Here is a 23623-nt window from a genome sequence, read left to right as displayed (position 1 = left end):
AAGGGGGGTGTTCAGCCGAGTGCGCGGTCCAGGTTGAAGGCGGCGCTGATCAGCGAGAGGTGGGTGAACGCCTGGGGGAAGTTGCCGAGTTGCTCACCGGTGCGGCCGATCTCCTCGGCGAACAGGCCGACGTGGTTGGCGTAGGTGAGCATCTTCTCGAACGCCAGCCGGGCCTCCTCCAGCCGGCCGGCCCGGGCCAGCGCCTCGACGTACCAGAACGAGCAGATCGAGAAGGTGCCCTCGGAGCCCCGCAGCCCGTCGGGGCTCGCCGTCGGGTCGTAGCGGTAGACCAGCGAGTCGGAGACCAGGTCGGAGGTGAGCGCGTCCAGGGTGGACAGCCACTTGGGGTCGGTGGGCGAGATGAACTTGGCCATCGGCATCATCAGCAGGGAGGCGTCCAGGACCTTGTCGTCCAGCCCCTGGACGAACGCGCCGCGCTCGGTCGACCAGCCGCGGGCCATGATCTGCCGGTAGATCGCGTCGCGGGCCCGCTGCCAGCGCGGCAGGTCGGCGGGCAGGCCCCTGCGGTTCGCCATCCGGATCGCGCGTTCGAGCGCGACCCAGCACATCAGGCGCGAGTAGACGAAGTCGCGGCGGCCCGCCCGGGTCTCCCAGATCCCCTCGTCGGGCTGGTCCCAGTGGTCGCAGAGCCAGTCCACCACGGCGCCGACCTCGTCCCAGTGCCCGCTGCTGATCGGCTGGCCCCACTTGTCGTACAGGTAGACGGAGTCGATCAGCGCGCCGTAGATGTCCAGTTGGAGCTGCCCGGTGGCCGCGTTCCCGACCCGCACCGGGGCCGAGCCCAAGTGGCCCTCCAGGTGGGCGAGTTCCCGCTCGGGGAGGTCGCAGCGGCCGTCGATGCCGTACATGATCTGCAACGGTCCGCTCTCGCCGGTGCCGCGCATGATGCCGGTCTCGGAGATGAAGCCCATGAACGCCTCGGCCTCCGCGGTGAAGCCCAGCCGGAGCATGGCGTAGATGCAGAACGCGGCGTCGCGGACCCAGACGTAGCGGTAGTCCCAGTTGCGTTCGCCGCCGACCTGCTCGGGCAGGCTGGTGGTCGGGGCGGCGATGATCGCGCCGGTGGGCGCGTAGGTGAGCAGCTTCAGCAGCAGGGCGGAGCGGTGCACCATCTCCCGCCACCGGCCGTGGTAGCGCGACTGGGACAGCCAGTGGCGCCAGAACCGGACGGTGGCCTGGAACTGCTGCTCCGCCTCCCGGTTGGGGCAGGCCCGCGGGCCGATCGCGTCGCTCACCCGGTCCAGGGCGAACACCGCGGACTCGCCCTCCAGCAGCTTGAAGTGCGCCAGGACGTCCTGTCCGTCGGTCTCCACCGGCACGGTGGCGGTCAGTGCGACGTCCAACTCCGGTGAGCGGAACACCGCGTGGCCGTCCACGAGTTCCACGGTGTGCTGCTGCGCCCCGTAGCCGAAGCGCGGGGCGACCGTCGCCCGGAACGGCAGCGTTCCGCGGACGCTGACCACGCGGCGGATCAGCCGGTGCCGGTCCGCCTCGCGCGACTCGTCGACGACCGGCATGAAGTCCTGGATCTCGGCCACCCCGTCCGCGGCGAAGAACCGGGTGATCAGTACGTTGGTGTCGGGGAAGTAGAACTGCCTGGTCCGGGCCGGCACGTCCGCCGCCAGTTCGAAGCGGCCGCCGCGGTCCGCGTCCAGCACGGACGCGAACATGCTCGGCGCGTCGAAGCGCGGGCAGCAGTACCAGTCGATGGTGCCGTCCGTCGCGACCAGCGCCGCGGTCCGCAGGTCGCCGATCAGTCCGTGTTCGGAGATCGGCAGGTACCGGTACCCGCCCAACCGGTCGAATCCGCCAGTGCTGCCTGGCCGTCCCATACGGCCTCCTCACCCGAACGGTGCGGGGCATCGAGCCGAACCTTCTGTTTCATGCTAGATCGCGGCCCGCCGGAGCGCCGAGGAAGACCGCGGCCGCCAGCGTGCCGGCGCCCGGCTCCCGCTCGGGTGAGCGGGGCCGGGCACCGGAGTCGGACGGTCACTGCTGGTTGTCGTCCCCCTCGCCGCGACCGAAGCGGTCGAGGTCGAAGGACCAGATGCCGCGGCCGTGGGTGCCGGCGTAGAGCAGGCCGTCGGGGCCGGTCCTGAGCTGCATCACCGTGGTGGTGGGCAGGCCCTCGCCGATCACCTTCCAGTTCCGCTGACCGGGCGCGCGGTAGAACGCGGCCAGGTCGGTGCCGAGGGCGAGGCCGCCGTTCGGCAGCAGGCGCAGCGTGTTGGTCGGGACGTCGGGCAGGTTGGCCGAGACGTCCGTCCAGGTGGCGCCGCCGTCGCGGCTGTCGAAGACGTGGCCGATGCCCGCGCCGGGGCCCTCGCTCCAGGCCCGGGAGAAGCCGCTGAACGAGACCAGGACGTGCTTGGCGTTCGCCGGGTCGACGGCGAAGGAGGAGACGTACCGGTTGGGCAGGGTGCCGTCCACGGGCAGGTTCAGCTGGTGCCAGCCGGTGCCGTCGGCGTTGCCGACGGCGATGCCGCGGGTGAAGCCCTGGTTGTTGCAGGGGCCGCACCAGCCGGCGTACACGGTGCCGCCGGAGGCGGCGACGGCGGTGGCGACGTGGCCGGCGCCGAGGTCGTAGGCGGCCGCCCACTCGCTGCCGCTGCGGATCGCGAAGCCCTTGTTCTGCACCCAGACGTGCTGGCCGCCGGCCACCCAGGTGTCGGCGTTCTTCGCGTCCGTGGTGATCGGCGCGATGAACCGGGCGGCGTGCGTGTGCTGGTCCGGCGGGGCGATCTCGTAGGTGGTGGCCTTGGCCGGGTCGTCCTGCCAGGCGCCGTCGTTGACGGCGCAGTTCTGGGTGGACCGCATCTCCATGTAGGCGTACTCGGCGACGATGTTGCAGCCGTTGTTCGGGTCGACGATGGTGTCGCCGCCGTCGCCGCCGAAGTTGGAGCCCATCGCCCTGTCGCGGGCGCGCAGGATCGACTGGCCGTTGTCCTGGAGGCCGCCGCTGACGACGACGCCCTTGCCGGAGCGGTCCGCCGGGTCCTTGCCGACGCCCACCGAGTAGTACTGGAGGGCGTCCATGCTGCCGTCGTTGAACGACGTCCAGTCGGTGGCGTGGCCGAGGGAGTCCACCGCGCCGTTCAGCGGGCGGCCGTAGATGCCGCCGTCGTTGCCGACGTACACGGTGGTCCGGCCCTTGCTGGTGCCGAGGGCGATGGCGTGCTGGTCGGAGTGCGGGGTCTGCGAGCAGGTCCGCTTCGCCGGGTCGATGTCCCAGCACGGGAAGTAGAAGTTCCAGTACGGGCCCGGGGTGATCCAGTCGCCGCCGCCGTTCCGGGTCTCGTAGACCTCTTCGAGGCCCAGGTAGACGTGGTCGGCGTTGTTCGGGTCCACCTGGAGGAACTGGTTGTACCAGGACTGGATGCCCGGCTGGTAGCCGTCCTCCTGGAGCGCGGAGCCGGAGCCCTTGAGCTTGTCCTTGTCCGCGATCAGCGTCCACGGGCCGAGCGGCGAGCCGGACTTGGAGACGTACACGCCCTGCAGGCCGCTGTCCGGGTCGGTCGCCATCTTCGTCGGGGACTGGTCGATGGCGTAGTAGCGCGAGCCGTCCTTGGACGGTGCGAAGGTGACGTTGCCGACGTCGGCGGCGTCGGCGGGCAGGTCGCCGAGCGAGGTCAGCCGCTGCCAGGTGCCGTCCGCGGCCTTGCTGTAGAAGCCGTTGTAGGTGTCGCCGCTGCGCCAGCCGAAGGCCAGCACCACCTTCGACGGGTCCTTCGGGTCGAAGGCGATGTCGTTGGCGATGTTCTTGTACGGGGCGTTGGGCGCCTTGGCGTCGGCGCCGCCGGGCAGGAAGGTCGGGTTCGGCGCGAACTCCGGCTTCCAGGGGCCGGACAGGTCGGTGGTGGAGTGCGTCCACACGCCGCGGCTGGTGGCGGCCCACACCTTGTCGCCGTTGAAGCGCAGGGCGTGGATGACGGTGGACTCCAGCTCGGTCCCGCCGATCCGGTTGCCCGGCTTGAACTCGCCGTGCTTCGGGTCGGCGAGGACGTACACGCCGGTGCCGACGTACGCGGTGCCACCGGTGTTCGCCTCGCCGGTGGCGTACCAGAGCCGGCCCGAGCCGTCGAGCTCCAGCGCGCCGGTGGACAGCGAGGGCAGCTTGTCCGAGATCGCCTGCCAGTGGCCGCCGCCCGAACGGGAGCGGTACACGCCGCCGTTGGCGCCGCCCGCGTAGACGGTGCCGTCGTCGTCGGCGGCGATGCCGGTCACCCGGCCGGTCACGTTTCCGGAGCCCGCACCGGAGTTGGAGTCGATGTCGCGGTAGCGCGGGTCGTCCGAGTTGTACGGCTTGTCGGTGACGTGGCTCCAGGAGCCGACGGTGTGCGGCAGCGACTGGAGCTGCGCCCAGGCCGCGCTGTACGCGCCCGGGGCGACCAGGCCGGGGGCGGTGCGGGCCTCGGTGAACTGCTCGGTGGACTCGGCGGAGTTCTCCGCCTCGTCCTCGCCGTCGTCCTCGCGCGCGGCGAACGTCGAGCCGGTGGCGGCCTCGACCTTCGCGGCGTGCTGCTTCCCGACCTCCGCCTGGTGGCGGGCGGGCCGGGGCCGCTGCTCGGGCGTGGGCGCCGCGACGGCCTGAGCGGTGGCCAGTCCGAGCGCGGTGATGGTGACGGCGCACATCAACAGCCGTCGTCGCTGCCTGTTGGGCACGATGCGGTGTCCTCCCCAGGAGTGTTCCGGGCCGCGCGATCGCGCGGCCCGGCGAACCAGTCGCAGCCTTCCGGTTCGCACCGCCGTCGTGAAGAGCGTGTACATAACGGATGCTTAAAAAGTGTCACCTGTAAGGGAATTGACGATCAGTCGGCCTTTTGCGGGCTCAGCCCTCCGCGCTTCGGACCACCCGCTGGTCGCCGTGCTGGACGGCGTAGACGGTGCCGTGGTCGTGGGCGGTGTTGTGCTGGGTGTACGCGAGGCGCTGCCGGTCGCCCTGGAACTCGGCCACCAGCCGGGTCAGTTCCGGGGCCAGGTCGGGCTCCTGGCGGAGCACGGCCGCCAACTCCAGGGCCCAGAAGGCGAAGAGCGCCCGCCGGGCCTCCTCGGGACGGTCCGCGTCGCGGACCAGTTCGGCGTTGCGGTCGAGCTGCTCGGCGACGGTGCGCTGCCGGTCGTGGCCCAACCGGCGGAACACCGCGAGCGTGCCGTCCTTGACGGAGCGCCACAGATCGGTGGCCATGGCGCCGACCACCACCGCAGCGCCGGACTCCGCGAGCGTGACCAGTTCGTGGTCCATGACGTGTTTCTCCTTCAGGTTCGGCGGGTGGTGGTGATGTGCTGGACGCCGTTCTGGACGGCGTAGATGACGCCGTGCCCGGTCGCCCGGTTGGTCATCCGCGACGGCCCGGCGGGCGGCGCCCCGGCGGGCACAGCGGGCGCCGCGGCCTCGGAAGGGCCCTCGGCGGGGGCCGTCCGGATCCATGCGGTGGTGGTGAACTCCTTGTTGGCGACGGCCACTCGGCGGAACGCCTCGGGCTCGATCCCGGGGTGGCCGGGCTGCACCGTCTCCTCGTGGAAGTGCTCCGAGAGGACGAGCACGGCGACGGTCTGCGGCGGCGCCTCGGCCAGCTCGGTGCGGACGGCGGGCGCGTCGAGCAGTCGGGCCAGCACCTCCAGCGGCCGCCCGGCCACCTCGCCGTCCGGGCCGAGCCGGACGTCCCCGGCGTGCAGGGCCATCCGGACCCGGATCGTGGTCAGCGCCCCGGCCAGCCGGTTGTGGGCGCGCAGCCGGGCGGCGACCTCGTCGAACAGCGGATGGACCAGCGCCGCCTTCCGCGCCCCGGCCGGTGCGGTGACCCGCAGGCCGTCGCCCAGGTCGTCGACCCGGCAGGCCTCCCAGTCGATCCGGCTCCGCTCGAAGGACTCCCGCAGCACCGTCCGCAGGGCGGCGCGGATCGCCAGCAGTGCCGGGTCGCCGCGTCCGGCGGAGCGCTCGATGTCCACGGCGAGGACCGCCCGGTACGCCAATTCCCCGTCCACCCAAGCCTCCTGATGTCGTATCGGGCCGCCCCCGGACTCCATGGTGCCGGACCGGCGGACGGCGGACCCCGTCGGAATACGGGTTCTCCGGCCCCCGCGCACGACACCGCGCCGTCCCGCCACCGCGCACCGCGCCCCGGACGCATACTGGTCGCACCGGAACAGCACGGCGCGGAACGACTCGGCGCCGGACAGCTCGGAGCCGCACGGGCAGGGGGAGAGTGATGGCAGCCGACGACCGCAGCCGCCGGGACGGTGACGACCCGTCCGGCCGCGCCTGGACCTGGCCGCTGTCGAGCCTGCTCGGCAGCCTGTCCCCCGCCGAGCGGGGGCCGCTGCTGACGCTCGGCACCGAGGTGCGCTACCCGGCCGACCGGGTCCTGCTGCGGGAGTCCGACCGGACGGACTTCCTGCTGGTGCTGCTGGCGGGCGTGGTCAAGGTGACCGGCCGCACCCACGACCACCGGGACGCGCTGCTGGCGGTGCGGATGGGCGGCGACCTGGTCGGCGAGTTCGCCGCCGTGGACGGCCGGCCGCGGTCGGCGACCGTCACCAGCTGCGGCCCGGTCACGGCCAGGACGGTGAGCCGCCCGGCGTTCCTCGACTTCATGCGGCGCGAGCCGCGGATCGCCCAGGCCGTCAACGCGTCCATCGTGACCAAGCTGCGGGCCGCCAACGACCGCCGGATCGACTTCACCGGCTGCGACACGGCGACCCGGGTCGCCCGGGTGATCCACCAGATCGCCGTCACCTACGGCGAGCCGGCCGGCGCGGGCGCGGTGATCCGCTGGCCGATCACCCAGCCCGAGCTCGCGACGCTCTCCGGCGCCGCCGAGCCCACGGTGCACAAGGCCCTGCGTCGCCTGCGCGAGTCCGGGGCCGTCACCACCGGGTACCGCACCATCAGGGTGGAGAGCATGGCGCTGCTGGAGACCATCGCCTACTCGTAGGACCGCTCCGGCCGATCGTGCCGGACCGGCCCCCGCCGCACACCACTTGTAGGTGCGGTGAACGGCCCGGGCGGAAACCGTCGTTCGACGGGGTCTCGCCGGGGGCCCGCCGCTAGCCTGGCCAACTGACGGGCTGCCGAGGGCAGTTCCGGACGCCCCGGGTTCCCGCGCACGCCCGGCGGACCCACCCCTTCGGTACCGGCCGACCTGCCCGCGCGGCGGTCCGCCCCGAGAACGGTCGCGTTCCACGGCCGGGAGAGACAGTCGCGATGGAAGAACCGGGCACGTCCGACGCGAGCACCGCGACGGACGCCGACAGCAACGGCGGCGGCAACGACTACCGCCTCGACATCGACGGCGACGCCCTCGGGCCGGTGGTGGTCGGCGACCACAACCTGGTGGTGGACGCCCAGCACGGCTCCACGGTGACCCTCCTGGTGGCCGGCCACCACCCGGAGCCGGTACGCCGGGAACAGGTGGCGATGCTCCCCCGCCGGCAGCAGGACCCGATCGGCCGGGCCGCCGAACTCGCCGACCTGGAACGGGCGATCCGCGCCGGCGGGCTGGTCCAGCTGTTCGGCCCGTCCGGGACGGGCACCAGCATGCTGCTGCGCCACGTCGCGCACCGACCGGCCGCCGCCGCCGGCACAGACGGGCGGGTGTACCTGAACGCCGCCGACCGCGAGATCGGCGACCTGGCGCAGGAGATCTTCGAGGCCTGCTACGACGCCGTCGGCTACGCCCCGTCCGAACCCGAACTGAAGCGCCTGATGGCCGAGGTGCGGGTCACCGTGTACCTCGACAACGCGGACCTGACCCGCCATCAGGCCCGCGCCCTGGCCGACCTGGCCCCGGGCGCGACGTTCGTACTGGCCTCCCATCGGCCGTCGCTGCTGGAAGAGAACGCCGCCCTGGTGGAACTCGCCGGGCTGGACCGGGCGGCCGGGCTCGAACTGCTCACCCGCGCGCTGCGCCGACCGCTCGCCCCGGACGAACTGGCCGGCGCGACGGCCCTCTGGCAGGCCGCCCAGGGGCGTCCGCTGCACCTGCTGCAGGCCGCCGTGCTCGCCCGGTTCCGGTCGACCGCCGACGGCGGCCTGCCGAGGGCCGGCGAGGTGTCCGAGCTGATCCCGCTGCTGCTCGACGGACTCGACGCCCCGTCGACCGAGGTGCTGCGCCTGCTGGCCACCCTGGACGGCGCGGAACTCGCCCCGGACCGGATCGGCGCCATCGCCGACCTGCCCGACGCCGCCGCGGTGTGCGAGCGGCTGGCCGAGGTCGGCCTGCTGCGCGCCGAACAGCACGGCTACCGCTGCCCGCCGGACGCCGTCGCGGCGGCGCTCGGCCGGACCGCCCCGTTCCCGTTCGAGCGGATCTGCGAGCGGCTCACCGACTGGGTCACCCGGCGCGACACCGCACCCGCCGAAGTGGCCGAGCACAGCCGGGCGTTGGAGCGGGCGGTCGTCCTCGCCGAGGCGGCCGGACGCCCCGAACTGGCGGTGCACCTGGCCCGGGCCGCCTCCCCGGCGATGGCCCGCGCGCTGCGCCCCGGGGCGTGGGGCCGACTGCTCGGCCGCGGCTGGAACGCCGCCGAACGGTCCGGCGACCGGCCCGCACAGACCTTCTTCATCCACGAGGAGGGCATCCGCAGCCTGCTGACGGGCCGTCGGGTCGTCGCGGCCGCGCTGCTCGGCGAGGCCGCACTGCTGTGGAAGGCGATCGGCGACCTGCACGGCGCGACGGCCGCGCTCAACGCCCAGAGCGTCGCCCCCGCGCTGGGCGGCCAGCTGCCCACCGGCTTGATCCCCGCGCCGAGTGCCGGCCTGGGCGGGGCCGGGGCGCACGGCGGCGCGGCGGTGGGCGGCGGCGCCGGGACCACGCCCGGCGCCGCCGCCCACGGGGCGCAGGCCCACTCGGTGGCCTCGCACATGGCGAACCTGGCGCCCACCCCGCCACCGCCCGCCGCCCCGGCGGCCGTCCCGCACGTCGGGTCCGTCCCGCACGCCACGGCGCCGGCGGCGCAGCACGGGGCCGCGCACGCGGGCCGGCAGACGGCCGGTCACGCGGCCGCGGGCCATGCCGCCGCCGGGCACGCCGCCGCCGGTGCGTCCGTCGCGGCCGGTGCGGGGGCGACGGGGACGGCCGGGCTGCTCGGCGGCAAGGGGCTGCTCGTCCTGCTGGGCGTGCTGCTCGCCGGGACGGGCGCGATCACCTGGTCGATCTCGGGCGGGGGCGGGAGCGGCAGCGGCTCGGCCGGCGGCGGGAAGGAGCTGCGGGCGCCGTTCGACCAGGCGGTGCAGGCGCTGGCCGCGGCACCGGGCGTCCGCTACCAGGGCGACTGGAACGTCGAGGAGTACCTCAACGACGTCACGGTGACCGCGCACGGCGAGAAGGTCGGCACCAGCCACCTGGTCAACCAGACCATGGCGAGCGACAAGAACGCCCAGGACCTGCTGAGCATCGGCGGCAAGGACTACTCGCGCTGGCACACCTCGGACGGCTCCCTGCGCCTGTGGACGTACGACGGCCTCGGCGACCGGAACGACGACGGCAGCAGCCGCCTGACGGAGGAGCTGTCCCTGTACAAGAGTCCGGCCGACCTGGCCAAGCAGTTCTCGCAGGCCCTCGCCGACCGGCCGCGGCTCCCGTCCGCGCAGGACCCGCAGACCACGAACGTCGGCGGCGTGCCGGCGCTCCGCGCGGACACCACCATCGGCTACCTCTTCGTCACCCGGGACGCGCCGTACCGCGTCCTGCGCTGGGAGCTGCCGAACCGGATGATCCTCCACATCGACCCGAAGGCCCCGCTCCCCCGGGCGCTGGAGGCCCGCACCCACTTCCCCGACATCACGGCGATGGACCTCACCCTGGTGGCGCCGGGCGAGAGCGGGGCGATGTACGACGCCCTGGAGAAGTCCACCAAGGACCTCGCCACGGCGACCTACGGAGGCCTGGACTTCACGGGCCACGGGGACGGCAGCTCGGTGAACTGCGACGCCTCCGGATGCCACGTCAAGGAGGTCGTCACGGCGGAGGTCCTCAAGGGCGACGCCATCGTCCGCCGGCTCTCCAGCGTCAACGTCCAGCTGACGGTCGGCTCGCTCAGCATCGACGGCCGCGCCGCGGGCAGCTGCACCAGCGGCCCGCAGCCGCTGCCGGTCACCGGCGACACCGTCAACGGCACTCTCACCTGCGACGACCCGGCCGGCGCCGCCGTGTACCAGCAGGTCAGCGCGGCGAACCAGGACCGGGCGAACGCCCTCGGGAGCAGCTCGTACTGGGACCGCGCCGAGGACATCGAGATCAACTCCCTGGTCCTCACCGGCGCCGAGGTCGACAGCCTCCTCGCCACCGTCCGCCAGGAACGCTCGGCGGCCCGGTGACCACCCCTCACGAAGGAGCGCCCATGGCCACCGGATCCGGTGACCGGTACGACGTCCGGATCGGCGGCGACGTGCACGGCCCCGTCGTCGTCGGCCGCGACAACCGCGTCGAGTCGCACCCCGCGCCGGCTGCGGCCGCCGAGGCCGAGTCGCCCACCCAGCACAACACCGCCAGTGGCCACGCCACCCTCTACACCGTCATGAAGGGCGACCTCCACATCCACCACGACGCGAGCGACCCGGCCGACTGACCGGCCCGGCCCGGCGGCGGGGGTGCTAGAAATCCCTGGTGGACGATCACCCCGAACCCCCCACCCGGCGCTTCTTCGTGGCGCTGGCCCCGCCCGACGACGCCAAGGACGAGCTGGCCCGCGCCCTGCAGCCCGCCTACGCCGCGTACCCGCTGCTGCGGTGGAACCGGATCGCCGACTGGCACATCACCCTGGCGTTCCTCGGCGAACTCCCCTCCACCGCCGCCCCGGTGCTGCGCTCGGCGCTGCCCGGCGCGGCGGCCGCGCACCCCGCCCTGCGGCTGGCCCTGCGCGGCGGCGGCCACTTCGACGAGCGGCTGCTGTGGAGCGGCATCGACGGCGACCTCGAAGGACTGCACCGACTCGCCACCGACGTACGGGAGTTGCTCCACTCCTGCGGCCTCGACTTCCCCGACCGCCCGCTGCGCCCGCACCTGACCCTGGCCCGCTCCCGCCGCGACGACCCCGACAGTGTGCCCCTGGCCGCCGCCGGCCTCGCCGACTTCACGGGCCGCCCCTGGTGGACCGAACGCCTCCACCTGGTCGCCAGCAACACCGGCCGCGGCCCCGGCCCGATCCGCTACCGCGACCTCGACTCATGGCCGCTCGACGCCCCCGCCGACTCGTAGGCCCCCCTTCCGGGGCGCGCACGGGCCGGCGGGTGCTCGCCGCGGGGATTCGACGGGTCAGTCCTGGGCCGGCACCGGGGTGAGGGCCGGCGGCCGGTGGTCTGCGGCGCGTACCGGCGCAGCATGACGGAGAAGTGGCCCGAGGTCGGGATGGGCAGCCGGTCGGCCGCCGCCGTCCCGGAGTCGGCGGGCTCCTCCGCCTGGACGTACAGCGTGGTCGCGCCGGTCCCGGGGTCGGCCACCGGAGGGGCGAAGTGGCCGATGGCGTAGATGTTCTCGGGTTTCTTCCGGTCGGACTTCGGCGCGCGATGCGGCCGTGCGCCGCGATGTGCGCCCGCACCACCCCTTGTGGATGCGGAGGGGGGCTTCGGGTGGGGGAAGTCGGTGGATGTCCGGCCTTGTCGGGCGGTGGGGGTGAGGGGCCGTCAGGTGTACGGCCGATCCTCGCCTTTCGTTCCACGAACGTTCAGGGATGGGGGCCTGACCGCGTTGCGTCAAGTGCCTAGGGTCTCCAACGGTTTTGGAGGTAGGTACTCATGGACACACTCCTCGCGGTCCGGGCCCGGGGGATCACCAAGCGGTTCGGGGACGTCGTCGCGCTCGACGGCGTCGACCTGGCGGTGACGCAGGGGCGGATCCACGGTCTGGTGGGGCCGAACGGGGCGGGCAAGACAACGCTGCTCGGGCTGCTGCTGGGGCTGGCGGTCGCGGACGGCGGCAGTCTGGAGATCCTGCGGACGCCGGTCGGGCGGGCGTTGGCGGCGCCGGACGGGGTGGCCGGGTTCGTGGACGGTCCGGGGCTGTACCCGTCGCTGACGGCCCGGCAGAACCTGGCCGCGTTGGCCGCGTTGCGGGGGCGGGCCGCGGGGGTCGAGGAGGCGCTCGACCAGGTCGGGCTCACGGATGTCGCCGACGACCGGGCGGGCGGGTTCTCGCTCGGCATGCGCCAGCGGCTCGGGCTGGCCGCGGCGTTGCTCACCCGGCCGCGGCTGCTGGTGCTCGACGAGCCGTCCAACGGGCTGGACCCGGCCGGCAAGCGGCACGTGCACGGGGTGCTGCGGCAGTTGGCGGCGGACGGCACCGCCGTGGTGCTCTCCAGCCACCGGATGGACGACCTGGAGGCGCTCTGCTCCGAGGTCACCGTGCTGGCCACCGGGCGGGTGGTGTTCTCCGGCCCGCTGGACGAGCTGGCCGCCGAGAACGGCGCGCTCGACTACCGGCTGCTCACCTCCGACCCGGCGGCGGCCCGCCGGGTGGCGGCCGGCACCGCCGGGGTCCGGGTCACCGACGACGGCGGCGAGCGGCTCGTGGTGCGCGCCCCCGTGCCCGCGCTGGACGCGCTGATGGTGCGGCTGGTGCAGGCCGGCGTCGCGGTGCGCGAACTCGCGCCCGTGGTGTCGCCGCTGGAGGCCGCGTTCCTCGCCCTCACCGACCAGCAGCAGGCGGAGGCCCGATGACCACGACGACCCTCGCACCCCCGGCCCCTCGCGTCCCCGTCACCCGCGCCTACCGTTTCGAGCTGGTCAAGCTGGTCGCGCAGTGGCGGATCCGCCTGCTGCTGCTCGCCTGCTGGCTGGCCCCCGCGGTGTTCGTCGCCGGGGTGAGCCGGCAGGGCACGCTCCCCACCGACACCCTGTTCGGCCGCTGGATGCACGCCACGGGGTGGGCCGGTCCGCTGGTGACGCTCGGCTTCGCGGGCAGCTGGGCGCTGCCGCTGCTGACCTCGATGGTCACCGGCGACGTGTTCGCCGCCGAGGACCGGCTCGGCACCTGGCGGCACCTGCTGGTGGCGGTCCGCTCGCCCCGCCGGATCTTCGCCGCGAAGGCGCTGGCCGCCCTCACCGTGCTGATGGCGCTGGTGGCGGGCCTGGCGGTGTCCGGTGCGGTCGGCGGCCTGCTGGCGGTCGGCAACCAGCCCCTGGTGGGTCTGGACGGCCACCTGCTGTCGCCGGGCGACGCCGCGCTGAAGGTCCTGCTGGCCTGGCTGTGCGCGCTGGCCCCGACCCTGGCGCTGGCCGGCATCGGCCTGCTCGGTTCGGTCGCTCTGGGCCGCTCCCCGATGGGGCTGCTGCTGCCCGCGCTGGTCGCCCTGGCGATGCAGCTGGCCCAGCTGATGCCGCTGCCCGTCGCCGTGCGGCTCGCCCTGCCCGGCTACGCGTTCCTCTCCTGGAACGGCCTGTTCACGGGGCCGGTGCAGGCCGGCCCGCTGCTGATCGGCGTGGCGGTCGCCCTGGTGTGGGCGGTCGCCGCGACGGCGCTGGCCCGGTTCCTGTTCCTGCGGCGGGACTTCACCGGCCCGGCGCACGACGGCTCCGGGCGCCGCGCGCTCGTCCTCGGCGCCCTGCTGCCGGCCGCCCTGCTGGCCGTCACGGTCGGCGTCCTCACCCCGACGGCCGGGGCCGCCGGTTCCGGGATCGGGCAGGACAAGGTGCAGCGCTCGGTCGCCACGGCTTTCGCCCACCTGTACCGGCTGCAGACCGCCGAGCTGAACCGTCCCGACGTCACCGAGGCGCAGCTGCAGGTCACGGCGGCGTGCGACAAGGGCAGCGACCGGGTCGAGCCGGAAGGGCCGGGCAACGACTGGCGCTGCGTCGTGTCCTGGCGCCTGCCCGGCGTCGAGGCCACCGGGACGGCCGTCTACCAGCTCGACATCGCCCCCGACGGGCGGTTCGTCGCCGACGGCGACGGGCCGAAGGAAGTGAACGGCTACTTCCTGGTGCGTACCTCCACCGGCGACGCGCCGAACCCGCTCTGGCAGTTCGACGGCAACGTCGAGCTGCTTCCGGCACCTTCGAAGGGATAGCAACGATGCAGGTCACACGTCGCCGTACCGGGGACACCCCGCCCCCGGCCGGCCGCAGCACCCGCCGCCGGACGCTGGTCACCGCCGCCGCCACCGCGGTGGTCGTCGCGGCCGGCGCCGGCGTCGGCTGGGCCAAGTCGGACGCCTTCGGCACCGACCGGGTCGGCCAGGTCTACGACCGGGGCGAGCTGGTCTCCAGCAACCAGTACATCGCTCCGTACGGCGAGCGGCTGGTGATCAAGAACGGCAAGATCATGTCGTCCGCGGTGAGCCCGGACGGCACCCATCTGGCGGCCGCGGTCGCCGACGGCGGCGCGGCGCTGGCGATCGTGGACGTGCGGAACTGGCAGGTGCAGCAGCTGGTCTCCAACGCCGCGACCTCCGTCCCGAGGATCAGCACCAACAGCGTGGGCCAGGAGGGCCCGACGTACTCGCCCGACGGCAAGCAGCTGTGGCTGGGCCAGCCGGACGGGTACACCCGGTTCGACGTGAACCCGGACGGCAGCGTCGCCAACCCGAAGGTCGTCAAGATCGCCAAGGTCGGCTCGCAGCAGGCGCTGGTGGCCGGACTGGTGTTCTCCGCCGACGGCGCGACCGCGTACGCGGCGGTCAACGGCCAGAACCGGGTGGTGGCGATCGACACCGCGGCCGGCGCCGTCACGCAGAGCTGGGCGGTGGGCATCGCCCCGCGCAGCCTGGTCCAGGTCGGCGGAAAGCTGTACGTCAGCAACGAGGGCGGCCGCCCGGCGAAGCCCGGCGAGTCCACCCTCAACTCGTACGGCACCCCGGTGCCCGCCGACCCGGACACCGCCGCCACCACCACCGGCACGGTCAGCGTGATCGACCTGGCCGACCCGTCCGCGGCGCCGGGCAGCATCGACGTCGGCCTGCACCCGACCGCCGTGTACGCCAAGAACGGCGCGGTGTTCGTCACCAACACCGCCACCAACAGCGTCTCGGTGATCGACAGCAAGCGGGACAAGGTCGTCCAGACCATCGCCACCCGGCCCTGGTCCGAGGCCTCGATCGGCTACGAGCCCAACGCGGTGACCCTCACCGACGACGGCCGGCTGCTGGTCACCCTGGGCCGCGCCAACGCGATCGCCGTCTACCGGTACGCGGGCCCGCAGGAGCCGGCGAGCTACGTCGGTCTGCTGCCGACGGACTACTTCCCCGCCGAGATCTCCTCGTCCGGCAACCAGGTCCTGGTCTCCAACACCCGCGGCATCGACGCCCGCCGGGTGGACGGCGCGCACGGCACCCACGACACCACCTCCAGCGTGGTGCGGTTCACCCTGCCGAGCGACAAGGTGATCCGGGAGCAGACCCGCAAGGTCTTCGCGCAGAACAACTGGACCAACAACGCGGCCAAGCCCGCCACCGGCAACAAGGCGCACGCCGTGCCCGTCCCGAACAGGATCGGCGACCCGTCGACGATCAAGCACGTGTTCCTGATCGTCAAGGAGAACCGGACCTACGACCAGGTCTACGGCGACCTGCCGCAGGGCAACGGCGACGCGTCGCTCGCCCAGTTCGGCCGCAACGTGACGCCCAACCAGCACGCGCTGGCCGAGCAGTTCGGGCTGTACGACAACACGTACGACATCGGCACCAACTCCGCCGAGGGCCACAACTGGCTGATGCAGGCGGACAACCCGGAGTACACCGAGTCCTCGGCCGGCGAGTACCTCCGCAGCTACGACACCGAGAACGACGCCCTCGGCCACCAGGTCAGCGGCACCCTGTGGAGCGGCGCCCAGGCGTCCGGCAGGACCGTGCGGGACTTCGGCGAGTTCCACCAGTTCCTCACCAAGCCGGCCGACGCGACCTGGCAGAACCTGTACTGCGACGCCAGGACCATGCAGGCCACCGGCAACGGCTCCGCCTACAAGCTGACGTCCTCCTCCCCGATCCCGTCGCTGAACGACGTCTCGGTGCCGGCCTTCCCGATGTTCGACACCAGCGTGCCGGACATCTACCGGGCGCAGATCTGGAAGCAGGACTTCGAGCAGAACGGCCCCGCGAACCTGAACATGCTCTGGCTCTCCAGCGACCACACCGGCGGCCCGGCCAACGCGGCCGCCCAGGTCGCCGACAACGACCTCGCGGTCGGCCGGATCGTCGACGAGATCACCCACAGCCGGTACTGGAAGGACTCGGCGATCTTCGTCGTCGAGGACGACTCCCAGGCCGGCCTGGACCACGTCGACGGCCACCGGGCCCCGATCCAGATCATCAGCCCGTACTCCCGGCACGGCGTCGTCGACAGCCAGTACTACTCGCAGATCAACATGATCCGCACCATCGAGCAGATCCTCGGCATCAAGCCCATGAACCAGAAGGACACCGCGGCCACCCCGATGACCTCGGCGTTCACCGGCACCCCCGACTACACCCCGTTCTCGGCCCTGCCGAACCGCACCTCCCTCACCAACGGCCTGGCCACCGCGCCCTCCTGCGGCCTCGACGTCCCGGCGCCGCAGTCCCCGACCGCCGCCCGCGCCGCGACCGGGGTCGTCCCGGCCGAACGGACCGACCTGGTCCAGAAGTGGTCCGACTGGAAGCAGCAGCAACACCTCACCGGCACCGACGCCGCCCCCGACCGCGCCAACCCCACCCAGATGAACCACCTCACCTGGTACGAGGCCCACGACTGGAACACCCCCTACCCCGGCGAGCAGGACCTGCTCGCCCCGGCGGACGTTCCCGGCGCGACCCTCCCTTCGGCGGAGCTCGACGGCTGACCTGCCCCGGGAGGGCGCGGGAAGACTCCGTACGAACCCAAGGCGGGCGCGAAAACAGGGGCGCGGGGTGGACCCTCCATCCTGGCAAGTCGTGAGAGTGCCTGATCGGAACAGAAGGAGCCCCGTCCGGGACCATGCCGGACGGGGCTTCATGGCGCTTCTACCCTGGGCAGTCGGGTGAGCACGCCCAACCGGGTGCACCCGGGGCCGCTTGCGGCTTCCTCGTGGCTCACGGGGCGGAGCGGACGGCTCCCCTGCGGCACCGGACGCACCGGACCGGAGCCAGCCGGGGCCAGCGCACCAGGTATTTATAGCCGGTGTCCGGGAGCCTCAGCACGACCGCGCGGAGTGCTTCGCGCCGTACTCGCTGGCGTTGCATCTCTTCGTACTCGCGCTGCATTTCGTCCAGCTCGGCGAGCCACCTGTGGCGGTCGATGTGTGGGCGGTTTGCTGCCGCGTCGAACGCGGAGACTCCCGCTTTACGCCCGGTTCGATGATCACCGGCCCGATGGTGCAGGCCGAGTTCGGTCTTGCGAAAGCAACCTCGGCGAAGGTGTTCACGGAACTTCGGCGGTGGAAGCTGGTCCGGACCGAGTTCGGCATGGGTGGCTTCGTGGCAGACCAGGACGAGCGGGGCTGACGACCCGGCCCCGTCCGCGACTGCTCATGCGGACGGGACTGGTTAGCGGTGCGGGTAGGCATGGACCGGTGCCGCTTTCATTTGCATGCCAAGTGAATTCGCTAACGGCCGCGCCCCGGCCGGTGGCCCTGTCCGGCGGGTTTCGGGAACAGTGCCGCACGGACGGCGTCCGTAACGTCCGCCGGATCAGTGGTAGCCAGGTGTCGAACTGTCTGCGCCAGCACGTCTGTCAGCGTCTCAGGCAGGTTCTCGGGGGTGAGCCGACAAGGTGCGATCCCGGCCCGGAACTCGGGACGTTCGAGCGCGGTATGCACCAGGGCTTTCGCCAAGTCGAGCGGCACGCGCTCCCGCAGAGCGAAAGTCAGGTGCAGCGACGGATCAGGATCGTCCGGGAGGCAGTGCGGGCTGTGGACCCACCCGCGCGGTATGACCAGCGTGTCACCAGGGTTCAGGTCGAACACTGCGTACGGCTCAGTGGTGTTCCACCGCTCTTGCATCTCTACCGTCCACGTGGTGGGAGACGGCAGGTACTCGTCCACCGGGAACTCCACTTCCGGACGCCAGATCGGCCAGCGCTTGCGGCCGTGGAGCTGTGTCACCACGGCGAGGAACTGATCCCAGTGATGCCTGAGCCCCTGCGCTCCGGGCGGGGTGACGAAGCCCGAGACGAACAGCGTGTACCCGGTCTCCGCTTCGATCTCGCGGCACAGCTCGGCCGCGTACGGCACTCGCGTCTGCAGATACCGCAGGTTGACCGTGTGTGCCCGCTTTCGAACAGCTCCCGCAGCTTCCCGGGACGCATCCTGCCGTCCCGTGAGAACCGTCCCGGGTGAACGGCTTTCCCGTCCTTCACAGCGGCCGTGAACGCGGGGTCCGTCAGCCCGTGGTCGATGTACGCCCCCATGAACGGCAGCGTGATTCGCTCGTCCAGCTCGGACCCGTCACGGCGGTACACCGCCGGTTCGACAGGGCAGGCACGTAACAGTGCCTCAGCCGCTTCCGAGCCGACCAGGGTTGCCAGCGCCATGCAGTCTTCTCCGATCACGAGGGGGGAAGCGGACAGGGGAGGTCGGGCAAGTGCCGGTTCGGGCACACGACCACGCACGCGTTGAACATGTAGTCCCCGGGCAGGTAGTGCATCCACACCACGTCCGTCCCGTTGGTGAGCGCGGCAGCCGCGTACTCCACCTTGGCGGAGAGCCCCGGGTGGATCGGGCGGACGTCCTGAAGCGGCACCGGCGGGTCGCCCTCGTACATGCGGGCCAGCCACTCCGCAGCTTCCTTCGGTTCCCTCCACGTCCGGCGGGCGAGGGGGTCCGGCCGGCGCAGCAGCCAATGTCCTGTCCGCATGGGCGGGATAGCCCGTTTCTCGAATGGGAGGTACGCCTCCATGTCGAGGCTCTTCCGTTGTTTGGTCCGCTCGTCGCGCCATTCTTGGGAGAGCGTGCCGGGCCGCCGCAGGTACTCGGCGTGGTACTGGTCGGGCCTACCGATCCACGGGCCGTAGCCATGGAAGTGGGCGAGAATCGTCAAGGGTATCCTCCACGGAGCGGGGTCGCTGGTCTGACTGAGACTCAGACCAGCGACCCCGTGTGATTCAGTGGTGCGTCAGCCTGGAACTCAGGCCGCCGTTCCCCGGATGGCGGTGATCCGGTCGGCGAGGGCGTCCAGCTCGGCCCCGGTGAAGCGGAGCAGCGGCGAACCGTCGCCCAACTTGCTGTCACCGAGCGCGTAGGCGTCCACCGCGCCCGGGATGGCACCGATGGTCGCGCACGACTCGGACTCGCCGTCGCCGCTGTTGCCGCCGCACGCCTTGGCCAGCGCCAGGCCCTCGGTCGGCAGCGCGTACAGGTTGGTCGTCATTTCCCCTCCCAGGGGTGATCGAGTGTCCGGCCGATCGGGTGACCGGCCGGGTGGTGCACCCGTCCCGCTCGCGGGGTTGGCACGCGACCCAAATGGGGGTTGTTGGGGCTACTCGGTGGGGCAGGTCGGGACACCTGCCCGCTGGACAGTGCTGGCGAGTTCGTGCGATGTCTCGGCCTCGGCACTCACCGTCCGGTCCCTGCGGCAACGCGGGCTCGTCTGCGGCGCTGCCACGCTTCGAGCCAATCCGGGCCGTACGCGCCGCCGATCATGGCGAGCGCCAGGGCGACGGAGCACGCCACCCACCGCGCCCCGTCATCCGGTGCCAGCATGGCGAACGCGAGTACCACGCCCGCCGCCACGGCAGAGCCGAGCGCCATCACGCCCGTCACCAGGGTCACCCGTGTCACGTCGGCTCCACCTCCGGCACCAGCACCATCGGCACGTCCGCGATCACGAGGTACGACCGGTGGTCAGGGTGGCGCGTCATGTGCACACACGCCCAACCATGCACCGCATCAAGGTCGTTGAACTCGACAGACGCCACTGCACACCGTGCGCCGTCCTCGGGCTCCCCCTGACATATCAAGGTGCAGGTGGGCGATTCGACGTCGCTGCCGGTGTCCGGGACCAACCTCCCCAAGACGCCGGACAGCACCCTTGCGTCGCGTACCTTCGCTGCCATTGGTAGTTCCTCCCGCCAGGTTGTCACCAGGATCTGGCAGCCGCCCAGGACGGTGAAACCTCCTGCAAAGGACACTCCAGAACGTCCCTCACGCGGTAGAACGTCCCTACAAGAGTCCGGGCTTGCGGGGAGGCAGGCGAAGTGCCGAACGACAGACTGAAAGCCGTCATGGAATTGGGGGGTTGGACGTGCGCCGCCCTTGCGGAGAAGGCCGGCGTGGACACCAAGTCGGTTGAGCGGTGGGCGAATCAGAACCGGACGCCCCGGTTGAGGACAGCTCGTCTGGCTGCCGAAGCGCTAGGAGAAGACATGTTCGGCCTGTGGCCAAGTCTGCGGCAGCCACGCGCCGCCAGGGCGATAAGCCCCGAGCTGGTGGCACTCTACGAGCAGCGCGCCGACCTACCGGTGTCCGTGTACGTAGACCTGATGGCGAAGGCCACAGAGCGCATTGACGTGCTGGTCTATGCCGCCGTCTTCCTTCATGAGGCGTACCCACGTCTGAACGATCTACTTCGGGAGCGCGCCGCCGAGGGATGCGCGATTCGGATCGCGGTTGGCGACCCCAACAGCGAGAACGTGAGACAACGCGGGGAGGAGGAGAAGTTCGGTCACGGCATCCAATCCCGTTGCAGGCTCGCCCTCATGCACTACCGATCGTTGCTCGGCACGCGAGGGATCGAGATCCGGGCCCACGGGACCACGCTGTACAACAGCCTCTACCGGGCAGATGACCAGGTGCTGGTGAACGCTCATGTGTGGGGGGTCAACGCCTTCGGCGCCCCGGTTTGGCATCTGCGGCGGACCGGCGCAGGCAGGCTGTTCGACACCTACGCTGCAAGCTTCGATGCAGTGTGGAACGCGGCCCTGCCGGTTGAGGAGAACTGATCACGTGGTGCGCACCGAGTTCTACGACGATCCCGACGCGCCGGAGCCGAACCGTCTGGTGGTGGCGGCGTCCGCAGTGGTGACCGATGGTGAAGGGCACATCCTGCTTCAGCGGCGTACCGACAACGGCCTGTACGCACTGCCGGGCGGCACGATGGATCTCGGCGAGTCGCTTCCGGGGGCGGCCGTCCGGGAAGTCCGCGAGGAGACCGGCCTTGACGTGGAGATCACTGGACTCGTCGGAACATACACCGACCCACGACACGTGATCTCCTACTCGGACGGTGAGGTACGACAGCAGTTCAATGTCTGCTTCACCGCGCGCATCACGGGCGGGACACTCCGGATCTCCAATGAGTCGACCGATCTCCGGTTCGTGACACCCGAAGACATCGGAGACCTGCCGATGCACCACACCCAGCAACTGCGACTCCACCACTTCCTGGAGAATCGAGCAACCCCTTATCTCGGCTAACGGAAGCCAAACAACAAAGGCCCCATCCCGACCACCCGAAGAGGGAGGAAGGGGCGGGGCCTTTGTGGTCTCACGGGGTCAGCCGGCGAGGACGTTCATCAGGCGGGCGGCGGCCTTGCCACCCGCCGTGGGGAGCGAACGGTTCCGGGCAGGGCGGGCGATGGTGGCGGTCGACATGGGCGAACCCCTCAGAGATGCGGGGTCGGCCCGCTCCGAGTAGGCGCTGCAGGACCTTCGCGCCTACTGGGAACTGCGCGCAGTGGAAGGCGCTCCACCGCAAGATCGCGACGCAGGACGATGACCTGCACTTGATCGCAGCCTTGCGGACGTGGCGTGCGCTTGTCGTGCAGTTCCGCCCCCCTCGGCTTCGCCTGGGGGGTACCCCCGGCGCCCCCGATTTCGCTCCCGCCTGCCATCGCGCAGCCCCCGCCCCTGTTGGGCAGCCCTGGATAATGGGAGATACAGGCCAGAAACTCCCGATCCGACATCTCATGCCCCTCCGCTCCCCCGACCGCAACCACTACGCGGATCTCCTGCGAGTGGCCGCGATCTGCGCCGTCGTCCTGGGTCACTGGCTGCTGACCGATGTGACCTACCGCAACGGGCGGGTCTCGGGGCAGGACGCGCTGGACGTCGTCGGCTGGGGGCGCTGGATCACCCTGCTGTTCCAGGTGATGCCGGTGGTCTTCCTGGTCGGCGGCTACGCCAACGCCGTCTCCTGGACGGGGCACCGGGACCGCGGCGAGGGGTGGGCGGACTGGGTGCGGCGCCGCGCCTTGCGGTTGCTGTGGCCGACCGCGGTGTACGTCGGCACGGTCGCGCTGGCCGCCGCCGCGGCCTGGGCGGGCGGCGCGGACCCGGGCGAACTGGCGCAGGCCGGTTGGTACTTGGCGCTGCACCTGTGGTTCCTGCCGGTCTACCTGTTGCTGATCGCACTGACTCCCGCGCTGCATGCCGCGCACACCCGCTGGGGGCTCGCCGTGCCCGCCGCGATGGCGGTCGGCGCGGCCCTGGTGGACGTCGCGATCCTGGGTCCGCGGCTGCCGCTGGTCGGGTTCGCCAACTACCTGCTGGTGTGGGGCGCCATGCACCAGTGGGGGTTCGCCTGGCACGACGGCAGCCTCACCCGGGGGCGGCGCCCGCTCGGGCTCGCACTCGCGGGGGCACTCCTGCTCGTGGGTCTGCTGACCTGGGGCCCGTTCCCGGTGGACATGGTCGGAGCGGGCCTGCACGCCGGCAACACCACTCCCCCGTCGATCGCCCTGCTCGCCTTCGCCGCCGCCCAGTGCGGCCTCCTGCTGGCGGCCGAGCCCGCCGGGCGTCGCCTGCTCGCCGCCGCCCCTCGACGGGACCGCCTCGCCCGCCTCAACCGGGCGGCGATGACCGTCTACCTGTGGCACCCCGTCCCGGTGCTCCTGGTCGCCGTCACGCTCTACCCGGTGGGGCTCGCTCCGCAGCCGTCCGTCGGCTCCTGGCAGTGGTTCGCCCTCAGGCCGGCCTGGTTCGCCGTCCTGACCGCACTCCTCGTCGCCCTGGTCGCCGTCCTGCAACGGGTGCAGCGCCCGCTGCTCACCCTGACCGCACGATCGGCGCCGGGCACGAACCGGTCCCCCGCGCTACTGCTCGGCGGCCTCGCCGCCGTCCTCCCCGCCCTGGCCTGGCTGGCCGTCAACGGTTTCGCCCCGTCCGGGCGCCCGGCCGCTCTCGCACTCGCCGCCTTCGCCTGCGGGTTCGCCCTGGTGCTGCGCTCGGGCCGTCGTGCAACGGCTCCGCCCCACCGCCGGTGGTGAGCGGGGTGAGGCGGAGGCGGCATCCGGGGGAGGGAAGCGTCAGGTCGGGCTATCGGGCTCAGAAGTGCAGGTCGGGGCTGGTCTGGTAGGTGTAGCCGGTGCCGGGCTGCCAGTAGAAGCGGGCCTCGGCCTTGTAGTCGTGGCCGTAGGTCGGGTTGGCGAGGGCCCAGGTGAAGGTGAACTGGCCGGAGCGGCAGGGGAAGGAGGTGGAGATGGCCTGGGTGTTGGTGGTGTAGTCCCAGATGATGACCTGCTCGGTGCAGTTGTTGCTGGCGAAGTCGGTGGTGACCGAGGTGTTGATCTGGGTCCACCCGTCACTGATGCAAACCTGCTGGTATCCCGGCCCCGCGCAACCGCCACCGACCGACGCCGAGGCGGATCCGGCGCCCGTCAGTGCGATGCCGCCGGCCGTCGCCATCGTCGCCAGGGCCAGCGTGGCCTTCCGAAGTCCCTTGATGTGCATGGTCGTTCCCCTCTGTCGGACGGCCCGGCCGGGATGCCGGGCACGTGGGAGAGGTT

The 23623-nt window shown here is 72.0% G+C and carries 22 protein-coding genes; 12 read left to right on the top strand and 10 right to left on the bottom strand.

Annotated features, from left to right (window positions below; all coding sequences use genetic code 11):
* Positions 1 to 11: 11 nt before the first annotated feature.
* The 4 genes from CG736_RS12470 to CG736_RS12455 form a co-directional block, all read right to left on the bottom strand.
* Entirely contained in the window at positions 12 to 1853 is a 1842-nt protein-coding gene (locus CG736_RS12470) for a glycoside hydrolase family 15 protein (protein WP_100586254.1), read from the bottom strand.
* 157 nt (positions 1854 to 2010) lie between these two features.
* Complete coding sequence (locus CG736_RS12465) at positions 2011 to 4653, bottom strand: glycosyl hydrolase (protein WP_100586253.1); 2643 nt, start codon at positions 4651 to 4653, stop codon at positions 2011 to 2013.
* A gap of 196 nt (positions 4654 to 4849) precedes the next feature.
* Entirely contained in the window at positions 4850 to 5263 is a 414-nt protein-coding gene (locus CG736_RS12460; protein WP_100586252.1) for a hypothetical protein, read from the bottom strand.
* Between the two features lie 14 nt (positions 5264 to 5277).
* Entirely contained in the window at positions 5278 to 6006 is a 729-nt protein-coding gene (locus tag CG736_RS12455) for a hypothetical protein (protein ID WP_232733951.1), read from the bottom strand.
* A gap of 224 nt (positions 6007 to 6230) precedes the next feature.
* On the opposite strand from CG736_RS12455, the gene CG736_RS12450 reads away from it, so the two are divergent.
* The 9 genes from CG736_RS12450 (at position 6231) to CG736_RS12415 (ending at position 17406) form a co-directional block, all read left to right on the top strand.
* A complete protein-coding gene (locus CG736_RS12450) occupies positions 6231 to 6956 on the top strand; it encodes a Crp/Fnr family transcriptional regulator (protein WP_100586250.1) in 726 nt (241 codons plus the stop codon).
* Positions 6957 to 7225: 269 nt separating this feature from the next.
* Positions 7226 to 10339 (top strand): hypothetical protein, encoded by a 3114-nt coding sequence (locus CG736_RS38580; protein WP_100586249.1) that lies wholly within the window; start codon positions 7226 to 7228, stop codon positions 10337 to 10339.
* 23 nt (positions 10340 to 10362) lie between these two features.
* Positions 10363 to 10590 (top strand): hypothetical protein, encoded by a 228-nt coding sequence (locus CG736_RS12440; protein ID WP_100586248.1) that lies wholly within the window; start codon positions 10363 to 10365, stop codon positions 10588 to 10590.
* A 38-nt stretch (positions 10591 to 10628) separates the two neighbouring features.
* Complete coding sequence (thpR, locus tag CG736_RS12435; protein WP_100586247.1) at positions 10629 to 11219, top strand: RNA 2',3'-cyclic phosphodiesterase; 591 nt, start codon at positions 10629 to 10631, stop codon at positions 11217 to 11219.
* 123 nt (positions 11220 to 11342) lie between these two features.
* The gene (locus CG736_RS36135) at positions 11343 to 11489 is read left to right on the top strand and encodes a hypothetical protein (RefSeq protein ID WP_157815545.1); all 147 of its coding nucleotides are present in this window, start codon (positions 11343 to 11345) and stop codon (positions 11487 to 11489) included.
* 266 nt (positions 11490 to 11755) lie between these two features.
* Positions 11756 to 12676: an ABC transporter ATP-binding protein gene (locus CG736_RS12430; RefSeq protein WP_100586246.1), complete on the top strand. Its 921-nt coding sequence runs from the start codon at positions 11756 to 11758 to the stop codon at positions 12674 to 12676.
* On the top strand, positions 12673 to 14022 hold the full coding sequence (locus tag CG736_RS12425; RefSeq protein ID WP_100586245.1) for an ABC transporter permease: 1350 nt from the start codon (positions 12673 to 12675) through the stop codon (positions 14020 to 14022). Before CG736_RS12430 ends, CG736_RS12425 begins: the two co-directional genes overlap by 4 nt.
* 5 nt (positions 14023 to 14027) lie before the next feature.
* Positions 14028 to 16766, top strand: coding sequence for a bifunctional YncE family protein/alkaline phosphatase family protein (locus tag CG736_RS12420; protein ID WP_100586244.1), 2739 nt, complete (start codon positions 14028 to 14030; stop codon positions 16764 to 16766).
* A 373-nt stretch (positions 16767 to 17139) separates the two neighbouring features.
* Positions 17140 to 17406, top strand: a complete 267-nt coding sequence (locus CG736_RS12415) for a hypothetical protein (RefSeq protein WP_100586243.1) — start codon at positions 17140 to 17142, stop codon at positions 17404 to 17406.
* A 101-nt stretch (positions 17407 to 17507) separates the two neighbouring features.
* On the opposite strand, the gene CG736_RS12410 is transcribed toward CG736_RS12415, so the two are convergent.
* The 5 genes from CG736_RS12410 to CG736_RS12390 form a co-directional block, all read right to left on the bottom strand.
* Entirely contained in the window at positions 17508 to 18134 is a 627-nt protein-coding gene (locus CG736_RS12410) for a JmjC domain-containing protein (RefSeq protein ID WP_157815544.1), read from the bottom strand.
* Positions 18135 to 18447: 313 nt separating this feature from the next.
* The gene (locus CG736_RS12405) at positions 18448 to 18939 is read right to left on the bottom strand and encodes a hypothetical protein (RefSeq protein ID WP_100586241.1); all 492 of its coding nucleotides are present in this window, start codon (positions 18937 to 18939) and stop codon (positions 18448 to 18450) included.
* Positions 18940 to 19026: 87 nt separating this feature from the next.
* Entirely contained in the window at positions 19027 to 19269 is a 243-nt protein-coding gene (locus CG736_RS12400) for a DUF397 domain-containing protein (RefSeq protein WP_100586240.1), read from the bottom strand.
* A 185-nt stretch (positions 19270 to 19454) separates the two neighbouring features.
* Complete coding sequence (locus tag CG736_RS12395) at positions 19455 to 19679, bottom strand: hypothetical protein (RefSeq protein ID WP_100586239.1); 225 nt, start codon at positions 19677 to 19679, stop codon at positions 19455 to 19457.
* Positions 19676 to 19954 (bottom strand): hypothetical protein, encoded by a 279-nt coding sequence (locus CG736_RS12390; protein ID WP_100586238.1) that lies wholly within the window; start codon positions 19952 to 19954, stop codon positions 19676 to 19678. Before CG736_RS12390 ends, CG736_RS12395 begins: the two co-directional genes overlap by 4 nt.
* A 168-nt stretch (positions 19955 to 20122) precedes the next feature.
* Here CG736_RS12390 and CG736_RS12385 point away from each other — a divergent pair, with 168 nt between their 5' ends.
* The 3 genes from CG736_RS12385 (at position 20123) to CG736_RS12375 (ending at position 23104) form a co-directional block, all read left to right on the top strand.
* On the top strand, positions 20123 to 20839 hold the full coding sequence (locus CG736_RS12385) for a helix-turn-helix domain-containing protein (RefSeq protein WP_232733971.1): 717 nt from the start codon (positions 20123 to 20125) through the stop codon (positions 20837 to 20839).
* A gap of 4 nt (positions 20840 to 20843) precedes the next feature.
* Positions 20844 to 21314, top strand: coding sequence for an NUDIX hydrolase (locus CG736_RS12380; protein ID WP_100586236.1), 471 nt, complete (start codon positions 20844 to 20846; stop codon positions 21312 to 21314).
* A 491-nt stretch (positions 21315 to 21805) separates the two neighbouring features.
* Positions 21806 to 23104: an acyltransferase gene (locus CG736_RS12375; RefSeq protein WP_100586235.1), complete on the top strand. Its 1299-nt coding sequence runs from the start codon at positions 21806 to 21808 to the stop codon at positions 23102 to 23104.
* Between the two features lie 58 nt (positions 23105 to 23162).
* On the opposite strand, the gene CG736_RS12370 is transcribed toward CG736_RS12375, so the two are convergent.
* Positions 23163 to 23567, bottom strand: coding sequence for a hypothetical protein (locus CG736_RS12370; protein WP_100586234.1), 405 nt, complete (start codon positions 23565 to 23567; stop codon positions 23163 to 23165).
* Positions 23568 to 23623: the final 56 nt, after the last annotated feature.

This window comes from Kitasatospora sp. CB02891 (assembly GCF_002803145.1).
GTDB lineage: Bacteria > Actinomycetota > Actinomycetes > Streptomycetales > Streptomycetaceae > Kitasatospora > Kitasatospora griseola.
The sequence above is the reverse complement of the archived record's forward strand: the minus strand, read 5'-3'. Positions and strand labels throughout refer to the sequence as shown.

Excerpts from the sequence above, each read along its gene's own strand:
- CG736_RS12390 (WP_100586238.1), bottom strand. The coding sequence starts at position 19,954 with ATGGCAGCGAAGGTACGCGACGCAAGGGTGCTGTCCGGCGTCTTGGGG.
- CG736_RS12465 (WP_100586253.1), bottom strand. The coding sequence starts at position 4,653 with ATGTGCGCCGTCACCATCACCGCGCTCGGACTGGCCACCGCTCAGGCC.
- CG736_RS12470 (WP_100586254.1), bottom strand. The coding sequence starts at position 1,853 with ATGGGACGGCCAGGCAGCACTGGCGGATTCGACCGGTTGGGCGGGTAC.
- CG736_RS12425 (WP_100586245.1), top strand. The coding sequence starts at position 12,673 with ATGACCACGACGACCCTCGCACCCCCGGCCCCTCGCGTCCCCGTCACC.
- CG736_RS36135 (WP_157815545.1), top strand. The coding sequence starts at position 11,343 with ATGACGGAGAAGTGGCCCGAGGTCGGGATGGGCAGCCGGTCGGCCGCC.
- CG736_RS12400 (WP_100586240.1), bottom strand. The coding sequence starts at position 19,269 with ATGACGACCAACCTGTACGCGCTGCCGACCGAGGGCCTGGCGCTGGCC.
- CG736_RS38580 (WP_100586249.1), top strand. The coding sequence starts at position 7,226 with ATGGAAGAACCGGGCACGTCCGACGCGAGCACCGCGACGGACGCCGAC.
- CG736_RS12440 (WP_100586248.1), top strand. The coding sequence starts at position 10,363 with ATGGCCACCGGATCCGGTGACCGGTACGACGTCCGGATCGGCGGCGAC.
- CG736_RS12375 (WP_100586235.1), top strand. The coding sequence starts at position 21,806 with ATGCCCCTCCGCTCCCCCGACCGCAACCACTACGCGGATCTCCTGCGA.
- CG736_RS12450 (WP_100586250.1), top strand. The coding sequence starts at position 6,231 with ATGGCAGCCGACGACCGCAGCCGCCGGGACGGTGACGACCCGTCCGGC.
- CG736_RS12460 (WP_100586252.1), bottom strand. The coding sequence starts at position 5,263 with ATGGACCACGAACTGGTCACGCTCGCGGAGTCCGGCGCTGCGGTGGTG.
- CG736_RS12430 (WP_100586246.1), top strand. The coding sequence starts at position 11,756 with ATGGACACACTCCTCGCGGTCCGGGCCCGGGGGATCACCAAGCGGTTC.
- CG736_RS12420 (WP_100586244.1), top strand. The coding sequence starts at position 14,028 with ATGCAGGTCACACGTCGCCGTACCGGGGACACCCCGCCCCCGGCCGGC.
- CG736_RS12385 (WP_232733971.1), top strand. The coding sequence starts at position 20,123 with ATGGAATTGGGGGGTTGGACGTGCGCCGCCCTTGCGGAGAAGGCCGGC.
- CG736_RS12370 (WP_100586234.1), bottom strand. The coding sequence starts at position 23,567 with ATGCACATCAAGGGACTTCGGAAGGCCACGCTGGCCCTGGCGACGATG.